This is a genomic window from Vibrio rumoiensis, assembly GCF_002218045.2.
Lineage (GTDB): Bacteria > Pseudomonadota > Gammaproteobacteria > Enterobacterales > Vibrionaceae > Vibrio > Vibrio rumoiensis.
This window is the reverse complement of sequence record NZ_AP018685.1, coordinates 1,620,586-1,640,584: the sequence shown is the minus strand read 5'-3', so window position 1 is coordinate 1,640,584 and position 19,999 is coordinate 1,620,586. Positions and strand designations below refer to the sequence as shown.

The 19,999-nt window shown below is 44.4% G+C and carries 13 protein-coding genes; 11 read left to right on the top strand and 2 right to left on the bottom strand.

The genetic code is table 11. The annotated features are described in order from the left end of the window. The first annotated feature begins 108 nt into the window (after window positions 1-108). From VRUMOI_RS07555 to VRUMOI_RS07535, 5 genes are all read left to right on the top strand, one after another. Window positions 109-2,523: a type I restriction-modification system subunit M gene (locus VRUMOI_RS07555; RefSeq protein WP_089139743.1), complete on the top strand. Its 2,415-nt coding sequence runs from the start codon at window positions 109-111 to the stop codon at window positions 2,521-2,523. Next, window positions 2,523-3,896 (top strand): restriction endonuclease subunit S, encoded by a 1,374-nt coding sequence (locus VRUMOI_RS07550; RefSeq protein WP_089139744.1) that lies wholly within the window; start codon window positions 2,523-2,525, stop codon window positions 3,894-3,896. The genes VRUMOI_RS07555 and VRUMOI_RS07550 overlap by 1 nt, the downstream gene beginning before the upstream one ends. Before the next feature lie 77 nt (window positions 3,897-3,973). Continuing rightward, complete coding sequence (locus tag VRUMOI_RS07545; RefSeq protein ID WP_089139745.1) at window positions 3,974-7,222, top strand: type I restriction endonuclease subunit R; 3,249 nt, start codon at window positions 3,974-3,976, stop codon at window positions 7,220-7,222. 139 nt (window positions 7,223-7,361) lie between these two features. Then, a complete protein-coding gene (locus VRUMOI_RS07540; RefSeq protein ID WP_089139746.1) occupies window positions 7,362-7,955 on the top strand; it encodes a class I SAM-dependent methyltransferase in 594 nt (197 codons plus the stop codon). A 23-nt stretch (window positions 7,956-7,978) separates the two neighbouring features. After that, complete coding sequence (locus tag VRUMOI_RS07535) at window positions 7,979-9,106, top strand: HNH endonuclease (protein ID WP_089139747.1); 1,128 nt, start codon at window positions 7,979-7,981, stop codon at window positions 9,104-9,106. A gap of 9 nt (window positions 9,107-9,115) precedes the next feature. On the opposite strand, the gene VRUMOI_RS07530 is transcribed toward VRUMOI_RS07535, so the two are convergent. Then, entirely contained in the window at window positions 9,116-9,937 is an 822-nt protein-coding gene (locus tag VRUMOI_RS07530) for a restriction endonuclease (RefSeq protein ID WP_089139748.1), read from the bottom strand. Window positions 9,938-10,262: 325 nt separating this feature from the next. On the opposite strand from VRUMOI_RS07530, the gene VRUMOI_RS07525 reads away from it, so the two are divergent. The 6 genes from VRUMOI_RS07525 to VRUMOI_RS07500 all read left to right on the top strand — a co-directional run bounded on the left by VRUMOI_RS07525 (window position 10,263) and on the right by VRUMOI_RS07500 (window position 18,311). After that, window positions 10,263-10,940, top strand: coding sequence for a GntR family transcriptional regulator (locus tag VRUMOI_RS07525; protein ID WP_089139749.1), 678 nt, complete (start codon window positions 10,263-10,265; stop codon window positions 10,938-10,940). A 35-nt stretch (window positions 10,941-10,975) separates the two neighbouring features. After that, the gene (gene prpB, locus VRUMOI_RS07520) at window positions 10,976-11,878 is read left to right on the top strand and encodes a methylisocitrate lyase (protein WP_089139750.1); all 903 of its coding nucleotides are present in this window, start codon (window positions 10,976-10,978) and stop codon (window positions 11,876-11,878) included. Window positions 11,879-12,415: 537 nt separating this feature from the next. After that, on the top strand, window positions 12,416-13,546 hold the full coding sequence (prpC, locus tag VRUMOI_RS07515; protein ID WP_089139751.1) for a bifunctional 2-methylcitrate synthase/citrate synthase: 1,131 nt from the start codon (window positions 12,416-12,418) through the stop codon (window positions 13,544-13,546). 32 nt (window positions 13,547-13,578) lie between these two features. Continuing rightward, window positions 13,579-16,158 (top strand): Fe/S-dependent 2-methylisocitrate dehydratase AcnD, encoded by a 2,580-nt coding sequence (gene acnD, locus VRUMOI_RS07510; protein WP_089139752.1) that lies wholly within the window; start codon window positions 13,579-13,581, stop codon window positions 16,156-16,158. A gap of 12 nt (window positions 16,159-16,170) precedes the next feature. Continuing rightward, window positions 16,171-17,391, top strand: a complete 1,221-nt coding sequence (gene prpF, locus VRUMOI_RS07505; protein WP_089139753.1) for a 2-methylaconitate cis-trans isomerase PrpF — start codon at window positions 16,171-16,173, stop codon at window positions 17,389-17,391. A gap of 95 nt (window positions 17,392-17,486) precedes the next feature. Continuing rightward, entirely contained in the window at window positions 17,487-18,311 is an 825-nt protein-coding gene (locus VRUMOI_RS07500) for an alpha/beta hydrolase (protein ID WP_089139754.1), read from the top strand. Between the two features lie 143 nt (window positions 18,312-18,454). Here the strand turns inward: VRUMOI_RS07500 and VRUMOI_RS07495 are convergent, their stop codons facing one another. Beyond that, a complete protein-coding gene (locus VRUMOI_RS07495; protein ID WP_162598350.1) occupies window positions 18,455-19,942 on the bottom strand; it encodes a diguanylate cyclase domain-containing protein in 1,488 nt (495 codons plus the stop codon). Window positions 19,943-19,999 lie beyond the last annotated feature (57 nt).

The window sequence follows — 19,999 nt, the reverse complement described above, 5'->3', positions numbered from 1 at the left end:
AAATATTCAGCAACGTTTTTGCATGATACCTCCAATAGCTCACACATCTTTATTGATGTTTATGTATAATCTCCGACAACTTTTTTCTAGGTTTTTCCAGAATATATTATGACGAACAACAATTTCTCCCAAACCGCTGCATTTATCTGGTCGGTTGCTGACCTACTTCGCGGTGACTTTAAGCAATCTCAATATGGCCGCGTGATCTTACCGTTTACCCTGCTTCGTCGTCTGGAGTGCGTGCTAGAGCCAAGTAAAGAATCACTGCTTGCTGAAATTCCAAAAGTAGAAGCGTTAAGTGAAAAATTGCTTTCTTTGGGTAAAGACCCTCTCGATGAAAATCAACGTGAAAAAATGTTGCTTCGAGCTACGTTTGAAGAAAAAGACCGCTCCAAGAACTTATCGTTCTTCAATAGCTCGCCGATGAACCTTGGCAAGATGGGACAAAGCAACATCAAGGCAAATCTTGATAAGTATGTGCAGTCATTCTCAAAAGATGCGCGAGAAATATTTGCACACTTCAAGTTCGATGAATTTGTCGGTCTGCTGGAAGATGCCAACCTGCTTTACAACGTGGTGAAGAAGTTTGCTACCACAGACCTTAGCCCAAAGAACATTTCAAACCATGATATGGGCTTAGTGTTTGAAGAGTTGATCCGCCGTTTTGCGGAAAGCTCGAATGAGACGGCTGGTGAACACTTTACCCCGCGTGACATCGTGCGCTTGACTACTTCTTTGGTATTCATGGAAGACGACGAAGCGCTCACTAAGGATGGCATCATCCGTACCATCTATGATCCAACTGCGGGTACAGGTGGCTTCCTTTCGTCTGGTATGGAATACGTGCACGAGCTTAATCCAAAAGCGGTGATGCGTGCGTTTGGTCAGGAGCTAAACCCAGAGTCCTACGCGATCTGTAAAGCCGACATGCTTATCAAAGGGCAAGATGTTAGTCGCATCAAGCTGGGCAACACTCTATCGAACGACCAACTGCCAGCCGATAAGTTTGACTACATGCTGTCTAACCCGCCGTTTGGTGTGGATTGGAAAAAGATTGAAAGTGAAATCAAAGACGAGCACCAGCAAAAAGGTTTTGATGGTCGCTTTGGTGCAGGTCTACCGCGTGTGTCTGATGGCTCGCTGCTGTTTTTGATGCACCTTATCAGCAAGATGCGCCCTATTTCGCCAATAAAAGATAAAAATGTAAATAACCAAGTCACCGATGGTGGTCGTATCGGCATTATCCTCAATGGCTCACCTCTGTTTACTGGTGGAGCGGGTAGCGGTGAGAGTGAGATCCGCCGCTACATCCTTGAGGCCGACCTGCTTGAAGCAATTGTCGCGCTACCTACCGATATGTTCTATAACACAGGCATTGCGACCTATGTTTGGGTTCTGAGCAACAAAAAAGCCCCAGAGCGTAAAGGTAAAGTACAGCTTATCGATGGTTCTAACTTGTGCGGGAAAATGCGTAAGTCTCTTGGCTCAAAGCGCAACCTAATGAGTGAAGATGACATTAAAACCATTACTCGCAGCTTTGGTGATTTTGAAGTGGTGGATGCTCGCGAACTTGATAAACCAGCAGAGCAAAAGTCTAACCGTGGCCGTCAGTCAGCGACACCAAAAACACAAGCGGCTAAAACTTTCGCGAGTAAGATTTTTAGTACTCATGAGTTTGGTTATCGTCGTCTGACCATTGAACGCCCACTACGCTTGTCTGCACAAATTACCGATGCAGCAGTGGAGTCTCTGCGCTTTGCACCTAAGCCATTTAACGCCGTAATGCAGGCAGTTTATGAGCAATTTGGTACAGAGTGGACAGAAGACACATACGGCACACTGATTGACGAGGAAGCAGAAGTGCGTGCGCTGATCAAAGCCGATTTCCCAGAGCTTAAAGAAAGACAAATCAAAGACGTTCTGGACAGCAAATTGTGGCTCAGCCAGAAAAAATTGATGGATAATACCAAAACCTTGCAAATAGCGGTTGGTGGCAAGCTTGGCGGAAAGGCGCAGCAATCCGACGATTTCAATCAGTTTGAACTAACACTGAAAGGCGCGTTTAAAGCTACTGGCATCAAGTTCGATGCCAAACAGAAAAAGCAGTTTATTGATGCGGTAACGTGGAAGAATCAAGACGCAGAACCTGTGATCAAAAAAGTGTTCAAAGAAACTGCACAACCGCTTTACGGTGCTTTTGACTATAAAGGCAAGGTGGTTGAGTTCCAACAAGATGGCGACCTGCGTGATAACGAGAACGTGCCGCTTGATCCAAGTGTGAGCACATCAACCCTTATCGAAAGCTACTTTAAGCGCGAAGTACAGCCACACGTTGCTGATGCTTGGATCAACGCTGACAAGCGCGATGACAAAGACAATGAAATTGGTGTGGTGGGTTACGAAATCCCATTCAACCGCCATTTTTATGTTTACCAACCACCACGCGCACTAGAAGCAATTGATGCCGATTTGGATGAAGTGAGTGCCGACATTATGAAGCTACTGCAAGAGGTACATTCGTAATGGGTAAGTATAAGACCTATCCAGAGTATCAGATTACAGATATTAGCGGCTTAGAAGAGCTTCCATCGCATTGGAACACAAAGCAAATTAGATACCTATTGAAAGACGGAGCGGAAGGGATCAAGATTGGGCCATTTGGAAGCGCTTTAAAACTTGAAGACATGGTGGAAAATGGCATTTTTGTATTTGGGCAAGAGAATGTCATCAAAAAGAATTTTTTGCTGGGAAAGAGAAGAATTAGTGATGCTAAGTTTAAGGAGATGGAAGTATATAAAGCCAGTCCGGGTGACATCCTAATTACTATGATGGGAACGAGTGGTAAATGCGAAATTGTTCCTGAGGCTGCCGCATTAGGAATTATTGACTCTCATTTGCTTCGTTTGAGAGTGAGGGAAGACTTAGTGAAGTCTGAATTCTTTAAGTTGCTAATTGATGAGTCACCTGAAGTTGCTTTCCAGATTAGACAGCAAGGTAAAGGCTCAATCATGCATGGTTTGAATTCAAGTATTGTCAAAAGCTTGTTTTTACCTTTGCCTGATATCGAGGAGCAAAGCACTATTCTTTCCTTTTTGACTTACGAAACCGCCAAGATTGACACCTTGATTGAAAAACAGCAGCAACTGATTAAGCTGCTGAAAGAAAAACGCCAAGCGGTGATCAGCCATGCGGTAACCAAAGGATTGAACCCACACGCACCAATGAAAGATTCAGGTGTGGAGTGGTTAGGGGAAGTGCCTGAGCATTGGGATGTCATTCAATTTCGTAGGTTTACATCGTTATCTCAAGGTTTACAGATTCCGCAAAGCGAACGTTTTTATGAGCCAGATGTAAATAGAATAGAATACATCACGATAAAGTCTATACATGCAGGTGAAGCTTCAGAGTATAAAGAATACATTCATAAACCATCATCTCGAGTTGTTTGCTTCAAAGATGACGTTCTACTCGCAAGAACTGGCGCGACAGGAGAAGTTGTAACCGGAGTTTATGGTGCTTTTCATAATAACTTTTTCAAGGTTAAGTACTCAAAGCTAATTGTGAAAAATTTTCTTGTAAACTTGTTGAAAGTACAGGAGTTAAAATCGCACTTACTCATGCTAGCCGGAACAACAACTATCCCAGATTTAAATCATGGGGCTTTTCTCGGAACGAAGGTAGCACTCCCTCCACTTGCAGAACAGAAGGAGATTTGTTCGGAAATCAAACGCCAGAATATTAAATATGACCAATTACTGAGTGTAGCAGGGAAGCAAGTGGATCTTCTAAAGGAACGCCGTACGGCGATTATCTCAGCCGCTGTCACTGGCAAGATTGACGTGCGCAACTGGCAAGCGCCAACATCTCAAGAGCAAGCGTTGGAACAAACCGCCTAAGCCTATTGCCACTCTCGTCGGGAAAGCAGAGTGGCATTTTGCTTTAGTTGGCTATCAAAAATAAGAAGAACAGGGTTATGAAAGACACAACAATCGAGCGGATATTTCAGGACGACATCATCAGCCAGATGATCGCCAATGGCTGGGTGCAAGGTACAGGCGAAGGCTACAACCGTGAATCGGCATTATACGAAGCGGATGTGCTGAGCTTTATCAAACAGACGCAGCCGAAAGAGTGGGAGAAGCTGTGCAAAGTCTTCCCCACAGATTCAGAGCGCCACTTCCTAGATGCGCTGGTGGTTCAGCTTAAAAAAGCCGATGAAAACGCGACTGATCGCGCATCACGTACCTTTGGCACCTTGGGTGTGCTGCGTCATGGTTTGAAAATCCGCAATGCCCGCTTTGAATTGTGTCAGTTTAAGCCAGAGCATAACCTCAACCCTGAGACCTTAGCGCATTATCAGCAAAACATCTGCCGTATCGTACCAGAGTTAGTTTATAGCCCGTATGCTACCCAAGCAGAATTAGACGCCACTGGTAAAAAAGCCAAAAATTGGCGCATTGACTTAGTGCTGTTTGTGAATGGTTTACCTGTGTCTACGCTTGAGCTTAAATCTGAATTTAAACAAGCGGTAGAAAATGCCATTGCGCAGTACAAACTGACCCGCTTGCCGAAAGACCCTGCCACAAAAAAAACAGAGCCACTTCTGAGCTTTAAACGTGGTGCGTTAGTGCATTTTGCGGTCAGCCAGTATGAAGTTTACATGGCGACCAAGCTTGCGGGTGAAGAGACATTCTTCCTACCGTTTAACAAAGGCACGCATGATGGTGGTAAAGGTAATGATATTCCTGAAGATGAGAACCGTTACGCTACGGATTACCTGTGGAATGAGGTATTAACGCCAGACAACTTGCTCAACATTATCGGGCGCTTTATCCATCTTCAAATTGAAGAAAAGGAAGATTGGGAGGGGCGTAAAACCAAGAAAGAAACCCTGATCTTCCCGCGTTACCACCAGTGGGATGTGGTCACCAAGCTGGTTAATGCCGCAATTGAAGAGGGCACTGGCAATAAATACCTGATCCAACACAGTGCAGGTTCGGGCAAGTCGAACTCAATTGCATGGACAGCGCATCAACTTTCGACCCTGCATGATGATAAGGGTAACAAGCAGTTTGATTCAATCATTGTGGTGACAGACCGCACCGTACTGGATGACCAGCTACAAGACACCATCTATCAGTTTGAACATGCTGATGGTGTGGTGGGGCGCATCAACCGCAACGAGGGCGATGGCTCTAAATCAGAGAAGTTGGCAACGGCACTAGAAACCTCTCAGCCAATCATTATCGTGACCATTCAAACCTTCCCGCATGTGTTAAAGGCGATTGAGAATTCAACGTCACTCAAAGAGCGTCGTTACGCCATCATTGCCGATGAAGCGCACTCGTCACAAACTGGCTCAACTGCGCGCAAGCTCAAAGAAGTGTTGATGACGGATGAAGCCGACGATGACACCGAGCTTTCATCAGAAGATATTCTGGATGCCACTGTTGCAGCACGTCGAGGCAGTGCCAACCTGAGCTATTACGCTTTTACTGCGACACCAAAGCCAAAAACACTTGAGTTGTTTGGCCGAAGACCTGATCCCGATCAGCCAGCCTCTAAACGTAACTTGCCAGTGGCTTATCATATTTATTCAATGCGTCAGGCGATTGAGGAAGGCTTCATTCTTGATGTGTTGAAGAACTACACCAACTACAAAGTGGTCTATCAGCTCAAACAAAAGCTAGAAGCAGAAGACAAAGAGGTCGATTCTGGCAAGGCTAAGGTGAAGCTCAATAACTGGGTACGTTTGCATGACCATAACATTTCACAAAAAGTGAAAGTGATTATTGAGCACTTCAAAAAGAACGTGATGGGCTTATTGGGTGGTCAGGCAAAAGCTATGGTGGTCACTAGCTCACGTAAAGAAGCGGTGCGCTACAAGTTGGCTTTTGATAAATACGTAACAGAAAACAGTTATGCAGGGATTCGTGCGATGGTCGCCTTCTCTGGTGAAGTGGAATTTAACGCCGCTGACCCAGACAGTACCGCGTTTATGGATCAGAAGTTTACTGAGCACAACATGAACCCTGAGCTGAAAGGCCGCGAGCTGCGTAAAGCCTTTGATACTGATGATTATCAAGTGATGCTGGTGGCGAACAAGTTCCAAACTGGTTTTGACCAGCCGAAGCTTTGCGCTATGTATGTGGATAAAAAGTTGGCGGGGGTTGAATGTGTACAGACGCTTTCTCGTCTCAATCGTACCTATCTGGGCAAAGCTGAATGCGGTACTTTTGTACTCGATTTCTACAACGATCCGCAAGATATTCTTGATGCTTTTCAGCCTTATTACCAAGTGGCAGAGCTTGAGGATGTCACTGACCCTGATAAGATTTTCGACCTAGCAGAGAAGCTGCGTGCAAGTGGAATTTTCTTGTGGTCTGAAGTCGAGCAGTTCGTTGATGCCTTCTTTACCAAGAACAAGTCTAATGCGGCGATAAGTAATATCTGTAAGCCAGCCATTGACCGTTGGCGCAAGCGTTACAGCTCTGCGGTTGAAGAATACATTCGTGCCAAGAACATGTTTGAACGCACTAAAAAAACAGGCGATGCGGTGTTAATCGCTAATGCGGAAAACACCTTCAAAGAGTGTAAGCAGGAGAAAGACTGCCTAGAGATTTTCAAGAAAGATTTGGGTAGCTTTGTTCGCTTTTATGAGTTTATGTCGCAGATTGTCGATTACGATGACAAAGAGCTAGAGAAGTTGAGTTTGTATGCGCGGCACTTGCGGCCAATGTTACGCGAGAAGGTGATTGAAGAGGATGAACTTGATCTTGGTAATGTGGTCATGAGTCACTATCGTCTTTCAAAAATCCGCCAGCAGGACATTCAGCTTCAAGAGAATGCGCCAGAGTACAAACTGCACCCAAGTAACGACGTAGGTACAGCCAAACCAAAGGACAAGAAAGAAGAATTTTTGTCTTACATCATTGAGCGATTGAACGAGGTGTTTGTTACTGACAATCTGACCGACAAAGATATGATCAATTATGCCTTTACGGTGCGTGACAAGCTCACAGAAAATGAAACCGTAATGAGTCAAATAGCCAATAATACTCGCGAGCAAGCTATGCTGGGTGACTTCCCTCGCGCTATTGATGATGCGATTTTGAATAGTAACGAAGCACACCAAGAGCAGATGATGCAGTTGTTGTCTGACCCGAATAAAACCAAACAATTTGCGCGAGTTATTTTTGATATGTTAAGTGGAGTGAAATAATACTGCTCCTCGCTTAAAGCCTTAACAGAAATGCTAGGGCTTTTTTGCCATACAGACCTCTATCTTTTCTTTATCTCCCATCGCCATATCTAACTGAGTCATATATCATTATAAACAAATGACTTACCTTGGGTTTTCTATGTCACAAACGATTGCTGTCTATAACCAAAAATCTGCTCAATTTGTTGAACAATATGATTCGGTGACGTTTGAATCTGTTCATCAGTCTTGGCAAGAGTATTGGCCTCAATCTGGCTATAACGTTTTAGATATTGGTGCTGGTTCAGGGCGTGATTCTCGTTGGTTTGTGAATCAAGGGTGTTCCGTCGTGGCAGTAGAGCCTTGCGATAATTTACGCCAGCTAGGAAAACAAAACTCACCAGATTCGATTCAATGGTTTGGAGACTACCTACCAGATTTAGTGGGTGTTGAGGCGTTATCTCGTCAGTTTGATTTGATCTTATTATCTGCGGTCTGGATGCATATTCCGGTTGAGGTGCGTGCTGCTTCATTAAAGGCTTTATCTGAACGATTAAATGCTCAAGGTAAGATCGTGATTACGCTACGTCATGGCACTTTTGATGATGGGCGAGAAGGCTACGATGTGTCGATTAAAGAAATTGAAAAATTAGCCAATCAAGTCGGGTTGGTGATATGCCAACAGTCCGGTTCTGATGATGTGTTGCAGCGTAACTCCGTGACTTGGGAAACGGTTGTATTAAATCGAATATAGCTTTCTGTTACCGAGGATTAAAAGTGTCGCACGATTACTACTTAAATAAATTTAGCAGTCTTAATGTTAATACTTCTAATGGTAAAAAGAGTCCGCATAAGGTTTGCATGCTATTAACGGTTATGGATTTGATTCAAGCAGGGAATCTATCTGAAAATAAAATTGAATTTAATACAGTTTTAAAAGATAGGTTCACACATTACTTTGACAAATTTGCTCAAGGCAATGATAGGAATAGCCCTGAAAATCCTTATTTCCATTTACGAAGCGAAGGTTTTTGGCATCTTGTTTATAACGATGGCTATGATGAGCAAAATACAAAAAGTTATTCACAAAAAGCTGTGTCATACGCTTATGTTGATGATGAACTGTTTAATTACATGAGAAGCTATATTGTTTCTAATGAGCTAAAAGAATCATTAGTTTCAAATCTTTCTAATCTATCATCGTTGTTCCATCAGTGGTTGCTAGATCTTGGTAAGTCAGAAAAAACAGCAATCAATTATCTTGGAGCAATTCGAGGCTCTATTTCCAATTGGATGATAGAGAAAGGAATCATTTCAGAGGCTCTAACAGAAATTAAGTCGTATCACCTGTTTGTTAACTTTGAAAATCAGGCTCGCCAGTTACAAGAGTTTAAAGTTCGTGATGCTAAAGGGAATGGTATGTATAGCTCAGCGCTAAGTCATTACCATAAGTTTTTAGCTGATTTATCTCAGGTTGATCTAGATGCTGATATCCGTCATGTGCTGAGTGATAAAAAACTGACAGAGACGGAAAAGACAATTTTAGTTAATACTCGGATGGGGCAAGGGCACTTTAGAGCAAAGTTAGTTGATATGTGGCGAGGTTGCGCCGTTACTCAGTATAAGAATACCCAAATGTTAGTCGCTTCGCATATTAAGCCTTGGCGGGATTCTAATAACCAAGAACGACTAGATAAATACAACGGTTTATTACTTTTAGCTAATTTGGATAAAGCTTTTGACCTAGGGTTCATTTCTTTTAATGATAATGGCAAGGTTCTAATTTCTAAGTATTTAGAAAAACCAGATGTGCTAGGTTTAAACGAAGATATGTCATTTAATGTAATGCCAGAACATAAAAAATACCTTGGTTATCATCGAGGGGTATTATTTAAAGGTTTATAGTTTTCTGTTTCAAGACCGAGTGTACCGACAGCGTGGAAAGCTTTCACAACCATAAAATTGACTACCAGCATTTGTGCCTTTTTTTGCTGTTCTTAGCACTAAGCTTGACTGACAAATAGGGCACTGTGACGCAGTTGAAACAGTATTAATCTTAAGGTTAGGTATATCGTTATCAGTATCTTTCTGCTTTTGTATTTTGTGTAATTGGTGACTAAGTTGAGTGCCGTTTATCAGTTCAAATGGCTTATTAAGAGCAAAGTTTTGAGCCTCAAGGGTAAAGTCTCCAGTCGTAATGACAATCATTTTTACGGCATTGCTATCCAATAATACACCATATAACTCTCTTAAAACTTGTATACCTACTTTCTGTGAGCGCCAATGCTTACACTGTATTAAATGATTTTCTCCTTCCTTAGATACTTTTAGATCGATTCCTCCATCAGCACCATGCTCCAATCTTTGCTTCACTTGATAGCCTTGTTTTCTATAGTGCTCGCCAACTAAAGCTTCAAACTCAAGCCAACTAAGCTTCGATAGATCTTCGGTGGTTGATGTCTTTGAGTATGTGGTTTTAATCTTTAATGTGCGAATGAATGAAAGTAGAGCAGTAAATAGAAACAATAAGCTCACGATTGGAGCAATAGTCATTATGCCAGTTGATAGCCCGCCAGATATTGCATGAGTAATGGATGTCCCTTTGTTTGTCATGTTGGCTAAATAACCTGGAATTAAGTAGTTTAGGGATACATAACAGACTGCTGATGCAATTACGCTGCACCACCATGGTAGGTTAATGAATTCTAGAAAAAGTGATTTACTTCTTTTTGGCATAATGAGGTACTTTAGTTTTTGACATTATCTCTATTAAAAACATTGTCTAGCCGAATGTTTATTTTTTATTCGATTTGAAGTGAAAAAATGAGAGTGGCTTATAAGAATCCTTCATGAGTAAGTAGCTATCGCTTTAAAAATGCTTATTAGTATTGATGAGATTTGTCAGAGTCACTACTTTTGCCACCACGCTCACATTCTTAATTTCTTTTCTATCAATAACGCTCAAACTGTCGACAATCCTTTTGACATTACCACTCTATATCGATTAATTTATCACCATTAAAACGACATTGTTGACACTTTGGTGTTGGAGTGAGGGTGAATGGATAATGTAATAACCCCTGTTTCTGAAGTAAAAGAGCATACTAAGTCGGCGAGTTTGACTGAGTACCTCATTGAAGCGATCGTCAATGGCGAGATTGAGCCGGGCAGTAAAATCTCGGAACCTGAGCTGGCCAAACGCTTTTCGGTTAGCCGTGGCCCGTTGCGTGAAGCGATTATGCGAGTGGAAGGGCTTGGGTTAATTGAGCGTATTCCGCATGTTGGCGCGCGCGTGACGACCTTTTCTCAACAAAAATTAATCGATTTATACGCAGTGCGTGAAGCATTAGAAGGCATGGCGGCGCGGTTGGCAGCACGCAATATGTCGGATGAGGCGATCGCCGCGCTTGAACAAGTATTGTCGACACATTCTGAACATATTAATCAATCGGAAGGGCAGTCGTATTTTCATCAATACGGCGATTTCGATTTTCATTATTGCATCATTAAAGCCAGTGGCAATGCTCAGCTTATCGCGTTGCTGTGTGATGAGCTTTATCACTTATTGCGAATGTATCGTTATCAGTCGCCACGAGCACACTCTCGCCCGAACGATGCATTAAATGAACACCTCTTTATTTTCCAAGCGATTAAGAACCGAGACGAAGAATTGGCTGAGATGCTGATGCGTCGGCATATTTCTAGTAGTCGAAAATTAATCGAACAACAAATTCCATAAATCATCGAGACCGTTTTTAGTTAAGGAGAACCACCATGGCAACATTGACTCAAGGACAAAAATTTAGGCTTGCGGTCGAGCAAAATGACCCACTGCAAATTGTCGGCACGATTAACCCTTATTGTGCCATGATGGCAAAAAATATAGGCCATCAAGCGATTTATTTGTCTGGCGGCGGTATTGCCAATGCCTCGTATGGCTTACCGGATTTAGGCATTACTACGTTAAATGATGTATTGGTAGATGTAGAGCGGATTACCAATGCGTGTGATTTGCCTTTGCTGGTGGATATCGATACCGGTTTTGGTGGGGCGTTCAATATTGCCCGTACCATCAAAGCGATGGAAAAAGCCGGAGCAGGGGCGATTCACATGGAAGATCAGGTGGCGCAAAAGCGTTGCGGTCATCGCCCGAATAAAGCGATTGTCAGCCAGGCAGAAATGGTCGACCGGGTAAAAGCGGCAGTGGATGCGCGAGTTGATGACAGTTTTGTGGTGATGGCAAGAACCGATGCTTTAGCGGTTGAAGGCATTGATAAGGCGATTGAGCGCGCGATTGCGTGTGTTGAAGCGGGCGCAGATATGATTTTCCCAGAAGCGATGAACCAGTTGGAGCAATATGTGCAATTTTCTGAGGCGCTGCAATCGGCGCTCGGACGCCACGTACCGATCCTTGCCAATATCACCGAGTTCGGTCAAACCCCATTGTTTAGTGGTGAACAACTCGCCAAAGCCAAGGTGGATATGGTGCTTTATCCATTAAGCGCTTTTCGAGCGATGAACCGCGCGGCAGAAAATGTGTATAAGCATTTGCTCACCGAAGGCAATCAAGAAGCATTATTAGACCAAATGCAAACCCGAGCAGAGCTGTATCAGCATCTTAAATACCATGATTATGAAGATAAGCTGGATCGACTATTTTCTGAGGAACCAAAATAGAGCCGAGTTGCGTGGAAGAGCGGTGTCGAGAAACGGGGACGCTGCGCTCGAGAGCCGAAAAGCGAGAAAGATTGCTTTGGGTTGCGTGTGGCGTGAACGCTTCGCTACGTGTAAGAGCAGATCCGGGTTTCGAGGACGCTACGCTCGGGAGCCGAAAAGCGAGAAAGATTGCTTTGGGTTGCGTGTGGCGTGAACGCTTCGCTACGTGTAAGAGCAGATCCGGGTTTCGGGTACGCTACGCTCGGGAGCCGAAAAACGAGAAAGATTGTTTCGAGTTGCGTGTGGCGTGAACGCTTCGCTACGTGTAAGAGCAGATCCGAGTTTCGAGGACGCTGCGCTCGGGAGCCGAAAAGCGAAAAAGATTGTTTCGAGGTGAGTGTGACGAGTAGCGTACAAGGCTTTTACTCGCTACTCGAAGCAGAGCGCACTCGGATCTCGCAACTAATAACCAATAACATGAAAGGATTTCACAGGTAATACAGCGTTATAACGCCATGGCCAATAGAGCCAATACTGTGAAATAAAAAGGAGTTCAACATGACAAATAAAGCTTTAGCTGGAGCAGGATTACGCGGACAAAGTGCCGGTACTACGTCGTTGTGTACCGTCGGTAAGTCGGGTACAGGGTTAACCTACCGTGGTTATGACATTACCGATCTGGCGAATCATGCCCAGTTTGAAGAAGTTGCCCATTTATTGTTAGTAGGGCATTTACCCAACCAAGCTGAATTAGACGAGTATAAAACTCGGTTAATTGGTTTGCGTGGCCTGCCGGATGCATTAAAACAAGCTCTTGAATTGATCCCAGCAGAAGCGCACCCAATGGATGTGATGCGTACCGGCTGCTCGGTATTAGGCAATCTTGAACAAGAAATGGATTTTTCCGAGCAACAAGCGGCCACTGAGCGAATGTTGGCGTTGTTCCCTGCGATCATTTGTTACTGGTATCGCTTTAGCCACGATGGTGTACGAGTCGATACCTTCGACCAAACGGAAGATTCCATTGGCGGTTACTTCTTAAAACTGCTTACCGATAAAGCCCCAAGCGAATTGCATAAAAAAGTGATGCATTGTTCGCTGATCTTATATGCCGAGCATGAATTTAATGCCTCAACCTTTACGGCGCGTGTGTGTGCTTCCACGTTGTCGGATATTCATTCATGCGTAACGGCGGCGATTGGTAGTTTGCGTGGGCCATTGCATGGTGGTGCTAATGAAGCGGCGATGGAAATGATCCAAGATTGGCGCAGCGCAGAAGAAGCCGAAACCAATATTCTGAAAATGCTGGCCAATAAAGACAAAATTATGGGCTTTGGTCATGCGATTTACCGCGAGAGTGACCCACGTAATGCGCTGATTAAAGCATGGTCGAAGAAGCTTTCTCAAGCGGTGGGTGATACTCATCTTTATGCGGTGTCTGAACGTGTCGAAGCGGTGATGAAACGAGAAAAAGATTTATTCTGCAATGCCGATTTCTTTCATGCCTCGGCTTACCACTTCATGGATATTCCGACCAAATTGTTTACGCCAATCTTTGTAATGAGCCGGCTCACGGGTTGGGCTGCCCATGTGTTTGAGCAGCGTGCTAATAACCGAATTATTCGTCCAAGTGCTGATTATGAAGGCCCTGAGCATCAAGAATGGATTCCCATCGATCAGCGAGCTTAAGCGCCAAGGCACAGAATAGATAAGGACGTGACATGAACAATCAATATCGAAAAGTATTACCGGACACTGGGCTTGAGTATTTTGATGCTCGCGCTGCGGTGGATGAGATTCAAGCTGGGGCTTATCAAGGCTTACCTTATACCTCGCGCGTGTTAGCTGAAAATTTAGTGCGCCGTTGTCAGCCTGAGCATTTAGAAGCCTCGTTGCGTCAGTTAATTGAACGTAAACGTGATTTGGATTTTCCTTGGTATCCGGCGCGAGTGGTGTGTCATGACATTCTCGGTCAAACCGCATTGGTTGATTTAGCGGGCTTGCGTGATGCTATTGCTCAACAAGGGGGCGATCCCGCGAAAGTAAACCCAGTGGTCGAAACACAATTGATCGTCGATCACTCATTGGCGGTGGAGCATGCAGGCTTTGATGAAGAGGCATTTGATAAAAACCGCGCGATTGAAGACCGTCGTAACGAAGACCGCTTTCACTTTATTGAGTGGTGTAAAACGGCGTTTGAAAATGTCAGCGTGATCCCCGCAGGCAACGGCATTATGCATCAAATTAACTTAGAGAAAATGTCGCCAGTTGTACAAGTTCAGCAAGGCATTGCGTTTCCTGATACTTGCGTGGGAACCGATAGCCATACGCCACATGTGGATGCATTAGGCGTGATTGCGATTGGCGTTGGTGGCTTAGAAGCGGAAACCGTGATGCTAGGTCGCCCGTCGATGATGCGCTTGCCGGATATTGTCGGCGTCAACTTAACGGGGAAACGTCAGCCCGGCATTACCGCCACTGATATTGTATTGGCGATTACTGAATTTCTGCGAGAGCAAAAAGTCGTGTCTGCCTATCTAGAGTTTTTCGGCGAAGGGGCGCGAGAACTCACCATTGGCGACCGTGCCACCATTTCGAATATGACGCCAGAATACGGCGCCAGTGCCGGTATGTTTTATATTGATGAGCAAACCATTCAATATTTAAAATTAACGGGCCGTGATGATGAACAAGTGGCGCTGGTTGAGCACTATGCCAAACACACTGGCTTGTGGGCAGATGATCTCACTCAGGTCGATTATGAACGAGTGCTGGAGTTTGATCTTTCACTCGTACAGCGCAATATGGCAGGACCATCGAATCCGCATCGCCGCTTACCGACCAATCAACTCACTGAACGTGGCATTGCCAGTGCATGGCAAAAGACCGAAGGTGAATTGCCAGATGGCGCGGTGATCATTGCTGCCATTACCTCGTGTACCAATACCAGTAACCCTCGTAATGTGGTGGCTGCTGGATTGGTGGCGAAAAAAGCCAATCAACTTGGATTAGTGCGTCAACCTTGGGTGAAAACCTCGTTTGCTCCCGGTTCAAAAGTGGCCAAGCTATACCTTGAACAAGCGGGTTTGTTGTCTGAATTAGAAAAGCTCGGTTTTGGGATTGTTGGCTACGCCTGTACTACCTGCAATGGTATGAGTGGCGCGTTAGACCCAGTTATTCAACAAGAAATCATTGAGCGAGATGTTTATACCACCGCAGTGTTATCTGGCAATCGTAACTTTGATGGCCGCATTCATCCTTATGCTAAACAAGCTTTCTTAGCGTCTCCGCCATTGGTGGTCGCTTATGCATTAGCGGGCACCATTCGCTTTGATATTGAGCGTGATTCACTGGGGCAAGATGCACAAGGTAATCCGATTTATTTGCAAGATTTATGGCCAACCGATGAAGAAATCGATCAGGTGGTGAGCGAGCATGTGAAGCCTGAGCAGTTTCAGCAAATCTACGTCAAGATGTTTGAAAAAGACACCGGAGTGTACCAAACCAAACCGCTTTATGATTGGCGTGAAATGAGTACTTATATCCGCCGTCCGCCTTATTGGGAAGGGGCTTTGGCTCGAGAATGTACTTTGAAAGGCATGCGTCCATTGGCGATCTTAGGTGACAATATTACCACCGACCATTTGTCGCCATCGAATGCGATTTTAGCGTCGAGCGCCGCTGGTGAATACTTGGCTAAAATGGGTGTACCGGAAGAAGACTTTAACTCTTATGCGACCCACCGAGGCGATCACTTAACCGCGCAACGTGCCACGTTTGCTAACCCTAAGTTATTTAATGAAATGGTTACTGAAAATGGTGAGGTGAAACAGGGCTCGCTTGCTCGTATTGAACCAGAAGGCAAAGTGACACGTATGTGGGAGGCGATTGAGACCTACATGCAGCGCAAGCAGCCATTAATCATTGTGGCGGGCGCAGATTACGGACAAGGTTCATCGCGCGATTGGGCAGCCAAAGGAGTGCGTCTTGCAGGCGTTGAGGTGATTGTTGCGGAAGGTTTTGAGCGTATTCACCGAACCAACCTAGTCGGGATGGGCGTGTTGCCATTGCAATTTAAAGCTAGTGTTGATCGCCATCGTTTAGCCTTAGATGGTACTGAATTGTATGACGTGACCGGCGAGATCACTCCGGGCTGTGATTTAACCTTACAGATCACTCGAAATAACGGTGAGAAATTGGATGTGACGGTGACTTGTCGTTTGGATACTGCAGATGAAGTGTCGGTGTATCAAGCTGGCGGTGTATTACAGCGTTTCGCTCAAGACTTTTTAGCGCATTAAGAGGGTGGCAGTATGGATAATTCAGTGACGGTGTCACAGGTTGGTGGTCAGCCTTTTCAACGGAAAGTGGCGGCCACTTATATGCGTGCAGGCACCAGTAAAGGGGTGTTCTTTCATGTCGCCGATTTGCCAGTTGAGTGTCAGCAAGCCGGTGATAAGCGAGATCAGTTTTTACTGCGTGTGATTGGTAGCCCCGATCCATACGCCAAGCAAATTGATGGCATGGGCGGCGCGACCTCCAGTACCAGTAAAGTGGTGTTGCTATCGAAAAGCGACAGCCCTGATCATGATGTCGATTATCTATTCGGACAAGTGTCGATTGATAAACCTTTTGTGGATTGGAGCGGTAACTGTGGCAATTTATCCTCGGGAGTGGGCGCATGTGCGATTCACATGGGGTTGATAGCGCCGGAAGCATTGCCGAAAAATGGTGTCATGTCGGTTCGAGTTCGCCAATGTAATATCAATAAAACGATTGTCACTCATGTGCCGATTTGTGATGGGCAAGTTCAAGAGTTAGGCGATTTTGAATTAGATGGCGTGACGTTTCCTGCGGCGGAAATTCTGGTGGATTTTATGGACCCAGCCGATGGTGAAGGCTCAATGTTTCCCACCGGCAATGTGGTCGATGAGTTGGTTGTGCCTGAGGTAGGAACGTTTCAAGCAACCTTTATTAATTCCGGTATTCCCACCATTTTTATTGATGCTCAAGCGATGGGTTATCAAGGAACAGAACGGCAAGATGACATCAATAATGATGAGAAAGCGCTGGCGATGTTTGAAAAAATTCGCGCTTATGGCGCCTTACAGATGGGATTAATTGATCAGCTTGAACAAGCGAAAACTCGTCAACATACGCCCAAAATTGCCTTTGTGAGTGGGCCGAAAAGTTATCCATCGTCCAGTGGTCAACTCGTGTCTGAAAGCGATGTAGACTTATTAGTGCGAGCGTTGTCGATGGGCAAATTACACCATGCCATGATGGGCACAGCGGCGGTTGCGATAGGCTCGGCCGCGAGTGTACCCGGTACGATTGTCAATAAGGCGGCAGGCGGTGGAGAGCGAGAGTCGGTGGTGTTTGGTCACCCATCTGGCACCTTGAAAGTTGGGGCGAAAGCGACGTTTGCGGATCTTGAAAATGGTCAGCAAGGTTGGAAGATAGAAAAAGCCACCATGAGCCGCAGTGCTCGCATTTTAATGGAAGGTTGGGTGAGGGTACCAAATGCGTGTTAACCCTCATATCAAATAGAGAAACTTTTAGCTAACACGACGTCTTTTGTTAATATCCCAGTAGTTTGAAATAACAATTTCTATTTTAAGGATGAAACATGCAACAAGATGTCGTGTATTTTTCGCAGGATAAGCGAGTCAGTTTAACCGCCTATATCCAACCTCAATGCAGTGAACTGCCAACGCAACAAGCCTTACCAGCGGTGATTATTCTGCCCGGTGGTGGTTATAAAATGCTGTCGCAGCGAGAATCCGATCCGGTAGCCTTTGCTTGGTTAGCTAAAGGGTACAACGTATTTATTTTGCGTTACTCCATTCAAGAGCATGCCGCCTTTCCACAACCTATGTTAGATGCCTTCCAAGCGATTGCTCATGTTCGTCAGCAGCATCAAGACTACAATATTGACCCTGATAAAATTGCCTTGTTGGGCTTTTCGGCTGGTGGGCACTTAGCGGCCAGTGTCGGCACTTTATGGAATCGTAGTGAATATCAAGACCTAGCAGGGGTTAAAGGACAAGAGCATAAGCCAAATGCTTTGTTATTGGCTTACCCTGTGATCACAACCGAGTGGATGAAATTAAACATAGAAGCCAATTTGAAAAATATTTTACGTGACAAGTTTGATGACCCACAGATGATCTCGACGATCACTTGCCACCATAACGTTGGTGCGCATACACCACCCACGTTCTTGTTTCACACCACGGAAGACCAATCGGTTCCCGCTTCTGACAGTTTAAAATTTGCTTGTGCGCTCGATGAACACAGTATCCCTTATGAGCTACATATTTTTCAACGAGGGCCACATGGGATTTCACGGGCCAACGCACTGACCGACGATGGAACCGGTTTGAAAATTGAGCCAGAAGTGGAATGTTGGGGCGATCTGGCTTCTGCGTGGTTAGGCCGGTTGTTTAACTAGAGAGTGTGGCTAAGTATCTTATCTGTGGCGTTGAGCAACGCGGCGGAGATGCGGCTTTATTTCTAAGAAATGAGAGTATTCTGAGCACATAGCGTATTCCTGAGAAAGTGGTGATGCTCAGGAATACTTAGTGAGTAATGAGGCTACTGTTTATCACCGTGAGTTTTTTGTTCAAAGCCCGGTTGGTAAATCACGACCTTGTTACGACCAGTTTGTTTTGCTTGGTATAACGCATGGTCAGCATGAGAAATGGATTCGCTGATTTTTTCTTTGCCCACATAGCTTTCATAAATACCGGCACTGATGGTAAAGCGTGATTGCAGGTGAGTGATGTTCGAGACTCGTTGACGAATGAGTTCGGCTAATAAATAGGCTTGTTGCGTATGCATATCTTCGAGCAAAATTAAGAATTCTTCCCCACCATGGCGAGAAACAATCACTTTTTTACTTTCATAGTTTTTCAAAATCTTCGCAGTTTCTAGAATCGCCAAATCGCCTTCATGATGGCCAAACGTATCGTTAATCGCTTTAAACTTATCGATATCAAAGATAATTACAGAGTAGGTGAGGCCATTTTTTTGTTCTAGTGAGGTGGTGTAATCCATCACGCTACGTCGGTTGTTCAGACCGGTTAAGAAGTCTTTTCGTTCAATCATCAGAATGCGCTGGTGACGAGAGTTTAACCCAATGATCAATACCGTAATAATCAGTAATAAACTGATCACAGCCATGGTTAAACCTTGCCAAAGTTGATCGGTTGGGTGAGTCAGTTCTGTTTGAGAAATACCCGATGCAATGATCCAATCAAGATATGGATAATATTTATACGACACCGTTTTGGTGACAGTATTGCCGCCTGGTGTGAGAAGTGGGTAGGTAAAAGTGCCTTCCGGTTTTGTGTGTGCTTTTTCCATAAATTCATCGGCGCTATCACCAATTAAACTACGGATAGGTTTACCTTCACTGGTTGGATGCAGAATAAGGGTACCTTTATTATCGACGACATAAACATAGCCTGTCTTGCCGAAGTTATACTTTTTAAGCTTTGTTTTTAGTGTTTCCTTATTCACGAGGTTGATCATTTCGTCTTTATAAACCGACACATCAATCACATAACCGTTATCGATTTTTAAGGAGTAACCAACTTTGAGGCGTTCTTGATTTTCGCCAGGGTTTTTCCATTTGTATTCTAGAAAGGTTTGGTCATGAGCGAGTTGGTTTTGGATAAAACTATTTTCAGAAATGTTTCTTCCGGCCGCATATGGATGGTAGATGAGCTTGCCCGAGGTATCTAAGATAGAAATATAGCCATCTTTTCCAATGCGAGTATTTTGGATGAAGGCGTTTAATGTGGAGTGAACTTTTCGGTCGTCTAAATGTTCTTGTTGGCTGGTTTCGAGCATTTTACTAATTGAGAAGGCAATGCCTCGTAAGTAATTTTTAAGAGAATCATTGACGGAGGTATCGATGAGATCATAACTGGCATAGACGGTTTTATTGAATATTTCTTCGGTGTTATCAGTAAGGCGTTTCTCAACATTATAAAATTGTTTGACGGTATAACCGATGCTGATGACTATGATCACCGATAAAAAAAGTATCGGTAAGAGAGAGAAGGATTTCTTGTTCATAGTAACAATGGCCACAACATAGGTTAAAAGTGTGACCAGAATCATATCACTATTTAA